A 5,461-nucleotide genomic window follows, 5' to 3' on the forward strand; every position below is an offset into this window, starting at 1 on the left:
CGCTCGTAGGCGGCGAGGATGTCGCCCCACGAAAAGTCGGCCGCCCGAGCCGCTGGTCCTGCGCCGCGGCATCAGCCTGTGGCCCTGGTTCTCGCTGACACAGGAGTTCCTGGCGCCGCGCACCGACTACGCCTGGCCGCCGTTCCAGCCCGACCGGCCGGTGCCGAATGCCGACGACCTGCGCCGGCTGGCCGAAGCGGGGTTCGACTTCGTGCGCCTGCCGATCGATCCCGGCCCGTTCGCCGCCCTTGCCGGGGCGCAACGCGAGCGGCTGTTCGGCATCCTGTCCGAGGCGGTCGACCTGATCCTCGCGAGCCGGCTCTCCCTGGTGCTGAACGTCCAGGCCAACGCCGCGACGCACCACTACACCCCGGACCGGTTCTACGGCTCGGCGACAGCGCCGCTATTTTCCGCCTACCGCGACGTGGTCGTCGAGCTGGCGCGGCGCTTCGGCGCCCGGGCGCCCGGCCGCATCGCACTGGAACCGGTCAACGAGCCTCCGCAGGCCTGCGGGGCGGTGGCCTGGAACCGGGTGCAGAAGGCCCTCCTCGGCGCCGCGCGAAAGGCGGCGCCGTCCCTGACGCTGGTTGCGACCGGCGCCTGCGGCGGCATGGGCGCGGGCCTGACCGCACTCGATCCCGCGGCCTTTACCGCGTTGGACCCCGTGCTCTTCACCTTCCACTTCTACGAGCCGTACCTGTTCTCGCACCAGGGCGCGCCGTGGATGAAGGACGAGCCGATCTACCGGGCGCTGAACGACGTGCCCTGGCCGGCCCGCGCCGGGAAACTGGAGGAGACTCTCGCGGCGGTCCGAGCCCGCATGCGCGCCGACGCCCAAACCTCGGAGACGGACAAGGCGGCGGCCTACGCCGTGACCGAGGCGAAGCTGAAGGAGTATTTCGCCGCCGACCCGGACCGCGGCTACCTCGACCGCAACCTCGTCGACATCCGCACCTGGGCCGACCTCTACGGCATCCCGCCGGGGCGGATCCTGATGGGCGAGTTCGGCGCCCTGAAGAGCGATGCGCGCTACGTCGCCTCGCGTGCGCCCGACCGCGCCCGCTACATCCGCGACGTGCGCGAGGCGGCGGAGGCGGCGGGCTTCGCCTGGGCGTTCTGGAACCTGTTCGACGGGCTCGGCCTAATGGACGACGCCCACCGGATCGATCCCGCGATCATCGCGGCGCTCGGCTTGGCGATGCCGGGGACGCCGAGGCGATGACCGGTCGGCGCGGGTAGAGCACCAGCAGCATCAGCGCGAACTTGGCGAGCATGGTCGTCTTGCCGCCGATGCTCTCGAACGTGTTGATCAGCACCACGAAGGCGAGGATCGGCAGGAACACGCCGTGCCGGCACTGGCGCGCCACCTCGTAGAGGAACAGCGCGATGGCGACGATGAGCAGCACCGTCATCGCGACGCCGTTGTAGAGCAGGCTGCGCACGATCGGGTTCTCGATGCCCCATTCGAGCCCGTACATCCGGCGCAGGGTGTCGACCACCGACGGGTCAGGCCCAACGAGCAGGTCGCGGAACGGGATCGCGTCGAAGATCGCCAGCATCTCGACCCGGGCGTTGGCGCTGCCGCCGTCCGAGACGAAGCGCTCCAGCAGCGCGTCGAAGAAGCCGCCGACGGCGAGGCCGCCGACCACGATCGGCACCATGGTCAGCCCGAAGGCGGCGATCGCCGCGCCGAGCAGCGGCACCCGCCCGTTGCGCAGGGCGCGGTTCAGGGCGACCACCGCGAAGACGCTGCCGAAGGCCAGCGTCACCACCGTGGCCGAGCGTCCGCCGAAGGTGATCAAGGCCACGAGCTGCAGGACGATGAACCCGGCCCGCGTCGTCGGCCGCAACCGGCCGCCGCCGTTGAACAGCGCCAGGATGTAGCAGGCGGTCAGCGTCGCGTTGGACAGGGGATGCCCCTGCAGCGCGGCCGAGCGCGTGTCGGTGTCGAAGGCCTGCCCGTCCATGCGGAACGGAAAGAAGCGCTGGCCGCTTGCGAACTCGAAGAGGCCGAGCAAGGCGTTCGTGACCATCACCGCGTGCACCGCGATCTCCACGCGTCGCATGGTGATCGCGTCCCGGTCGGCCATCAGGATCACGACGAGGCCGGTGAGCACGTAGGTGTCGATCGAGCCGGCGAGCCCAGTGCCGTTGCGTGAAGCGATGAAGGCGAGCAGACCGAATCCGACGAGGCAGAGCAGCGTGCTGGCCGGCCGCCGCTCGCCGGCTGCCGCCACCGCGATCACCGGGTTGCCGGATCGCAGCATCGTCCAGCCGAACAGAAGGACCGCGAGATAGCTCGCCGGGTGGACCTTCTGCGCCGCCGAGCCGGTGATGCCGTCGTAGTTGATGCCCAGCACCCAGAGCATCCCACCCGACAGGCCCCAGGTGACGAGCGCCAGCGCCACCAAGGCCCAGGATTCGAACCCCACGAGCGACGGCAACGGGAACGCTTGCGGCGTCCGGCGGACGGAGCCGCCTGTCGCTGCGGAGCGATAGGCCCGGGTCACGGGTGCCGCCTCAGCTCGCCGCGCGGGCATCGAGCAGGAGCGAGCCCGAGACCGGCCGCCCTAGGGCTTCCGACGTGCCGACGAGGTTCAGGAGGTCGCGCTGGCGGGTGGCGCCGTTGCGCACGATCAGCAGCAGGCGGTCCGCCGCGGCCGCGACCGGCCCGATCCGCAGGTTCTCGGAGAGCACGCCGCCATCGAGGATCACCAGCTCGTAGCGCCCCTTCACCCCGGCGAGGAAACGCTCGACGTTGGTGCGCAGGAACGCGTCGCGCACCGGCTTCTGCGCGTCGCCCATGCCGATCCGGCGCGCGCCCGTGGCCGGGTCGAGGCGGGCGACGGCGTTCAGGCTCTGCTCGCCGCGCAAGACGTCGAGGAGGCCGCCGACCTGCGAATCATCGATGCGCATGTCGGCGTCGACGATCAACACGCGCTCGCCGCGGGCGACGGCGACGGAGGCGAGCAGGTCGATCACCGCCTTGCGGTCGGCGTCCTCCGCCTCGCCGGAGGTGACGAGGATGCTGATCGAGCGGCCGCCCTCGGCCGATTCGTGCAGGTGGTCGAGGGTGAAGCCCGCCACCGACGCGCTGGCGCCGTCGCCCCCCCGGCGCAGGCGCGGCAGGGTCGCGACGACCGGCGCGTTCGACAGGCGTTCGAGCTGGCGCTGCGACAGCACCGTCGGCTCGGCATATTCCCGTACCAGGGCGAAGCCGGTGCCGAGGCCGAGGCCCGCGAGGGAGGCGGCGAGCACCAGGAACAGCCGCGGCGGCCATGACGAATCGGCAGGCGGGCGCGCCCAGGTGATGACGCGGGCGTTGGTGGTGTCGATGCCGGTCTGCTCCTTCAGCTCGCGCGAGCGCACCAGGAAGTTGTTGTAGACCGAGCGACTCGCTTCCACGTCGCGCTCGAACTCGCGCAGGCGGATGCTCGACTGCGCGCTGACGGCGGATTGCTTCTGGAGCTTCTCGAGGTCCGCGGTGAGCGTGCGCTCGTTGGCCTGCGCCCGCTGGTATTCGGCTTCCGCGGCTTGCGCGATGCGCCCGAGTTCGCTGTCGATCAGCTGCTTCACGTCCTGCATCTGCGCCCGGGTCGCGGCGATGAAGGGGTGCCGCTCGCCGAGGTTGGTGCGCAGGTCCGCCTCCTTGCTCGCGAGCTCGGCGTACTGGCCGCGCAGGCGGTCGATCACCGAGGATTGGATCGCCTCCGGCGTCGCGCCGGCGGCGAAGGGCCGGCCGCGGGCATCCTTGACGCCCTGCAGACGGGCGCGGGCCTCGGCCGTGCGGGTGCGGGCCGCGACGACGCGGGCGTTGCTGTCGGTGAGCTGCTGCTCGCCGACGAGGCGCCCGCTCGATGCGATCAGCCCGTTCTTCGCCTTGTAGTCCTCGAGCCGCATGTCGGCCTGGTTGACCGCAGCGCGCAGGTCGTCGAGGCGGCCGCGCAGCTCGCCCGCCGCGCGCTTGGCACCCTCGGCCCGCGCCTCGCTCTGGTCGGAGAGGTAGGATTTGGCGATGGCGTTGACGATCCGGGCCGACTTGTCCGGGTCGGTGGTCGTGACGATGACGTCGACGACGAAGACCTTGTCGGCGCGCTTCACAGCGAGCTTGCGCCGGAGCCGGTCGAGGGACTGGCCGCGGGCGTCGACCAGGCGTTCGGGCTGCGGCCCGGTGACGAGCTCGCGCAGGGAGCGGACGGCGCCCGCGACGGCTCCGCCCTTGGCCGCGCCGAACTCGGGATCCTTGTCGAGCCCGGTCTCGGCGATGGCGCGCGACAGAACGGTGTCGGATTCGATCACGCGGACTTGGCTCTCGACCTGCGTCACGCCGCCGTCGGGCGCGAGCGCGCCGGGGTTGATGTCGTTGGTCACCACCATGCGGTCCCTCGGGTCGATCAGGAGCTGCGCGGTCGCGGTATAGAGAGAGGGCGTCACGACGGCGTAGGCCAGCGCCGCCAGGCCCAGGACGGCGGCCGTGCCGAGGATCATCTTCCAGCGTCGGGCGAGGATGCGCCACAGGTCGCCGAGTTCGGCCGTCGTCTCCGGCTTGGACGGCGCGGCGCGCTCGGGCACCATCGGCTCCATCCAGGCCGAGACGGCGAGGTTTCTGTTCAGCTGTTCCACCGTCGGACACCGTCGTCTCGAATGGGGTCGTTTTTATGGACGTGCGACCTGACAGTGCAAGTTGCGCGCAAGTGAATGAAAATCCCTCAAGACTGCGTAGGGGCGCAGCTTCTGGGATCGATTCTTGCGGCGAGGGTTAATCTAGATCAGCCGCCCGCTCTGTTTTTCCGGTTATCGTCTCGGTTACAAAGTTAGTGATAGATCGCGATGGCGGGTCGCGTCGGGCATCCGGGATTGGCGCTGGACGCCGATCCCGTCCAGCGCCCACGCTGCGTTCGAGGGCATGTCCCAGAAAGATCGGTCGGCGGCATGCGTCTGAGGTTGCGTCTCGATGGTCGGAGGCCGCGGCTTTGGCAGGCGCAGCTGCTCCGCCGGGTCGCCGGCCTGCCCGGCGTCGAGGCGATCGAGATCGATGCCCGCCCCGGGTCGGACGTATGGCCTGCCAACGCCGACCTGCTGTTCTCCCTGGAATCGCTGATCCACCGCCTGCCGCGCTCGGGCGCCTCGGCGCCCGCCGACCTGTCGGCTTGGCCGCAGGCGGGGCGCGCCCGCCCGGACCTGATCCTCGACCTCTGCGGCGACGTCGAATCCGAGGCGGCCGATGCGATCTGGCGGCTGACCTTCGACGGTTGCGCCGGCGAGGCGGGCCTCCTCGCCAGCCTGCTGGACGGGCGGGCACCGGGGATCGCACTTTCGGACGGAAGCCGGGTCGTCGCGTCGGGCCGCACCGGCACCGAGCGTCGCGGCGTGATGTTGACTTCCTTCGACGACGCGCTGTTCCGCACGGTGTCGCTGCTGTCGGCCGCCGTCGCCGGGCGCCGCGAGCCGAGCCCCATCC

3 protein-coding genes and 1 pseudogene are annotated in these 5,461 nt (G+C 71.0%); 2 read left to right on the top strand and 2 right to left on the bottom strand.

The genetic code is table 11. The features are described 5' to 3' along the window. Positions 1 to 52: 52 nt before the first annotated feature. Positions 53 to 1,222 carry a cellulase family glycosylhydrolase gene (locus tag FV222_RS16065; protein ID WP_147815069.1) on the top strand — a complete coding sequence of 390 codons (1,170 nt, stop codon included), beginning with the start codon at positions 53 to 55 and terminating at the stop codon, positions 1,220 to 1,222. Here the strand turns inward: FV222_RS16065 and FV222_RS16070 are convergent. Both FV222_RS16070 and FV222_RS16075 read right to left on the bottom strand, forming a co-directional pair. Next, on the bottom strand, positions 1,176 to 2,510 hold the full coding sequence (locus tag FV222_RS16070) for a VpsF family polysaccharide biosynthesis protein (protein ID WP_246685493.1): 1,335 nt from the start codon (positions 2,508 to 2,510) through the stop codon (positions 1,176 to 1,178). The two genes, FV222_RS16065 and FV222_RS16070, sit on opposite strands and share 47 nt — an antisense overlap. A gap of 10 nt (positions 2,511 to 2,520) precedes the next feature. Continuing rightward, complete coding sequence (locus FV222_RS16075; RefSeq protein WP_147761538.1) at positions 2,521 to 4,623, bottom strand: exopolysaccharide transport family protein; 2,103 nt, start codon at positions 4,621 to 4,623, stop codon at positions 2,521 to 2,523. 309 nt (positions 4,624 to 4,932) lie between these two features. Between FV222_RS16075 and FV222_RS16080 the strand changes: the two are divergent. Then, positions 4,933 to 5,461: pseudogene (locus FV222_RS16080) on the top strand (formyl transferase); the annotation flags it as partial.

The sequence above is a fragment of the Methylobacterium sp. WL103 genome (assembly GCF_008039885.1).
GTDB lineage: Bacteria > Pseudomonadota > Alphaproteobacteria > Rhizobiales > Beijerinckiaceae > Methylobacterium > Methylobacterium cerastii.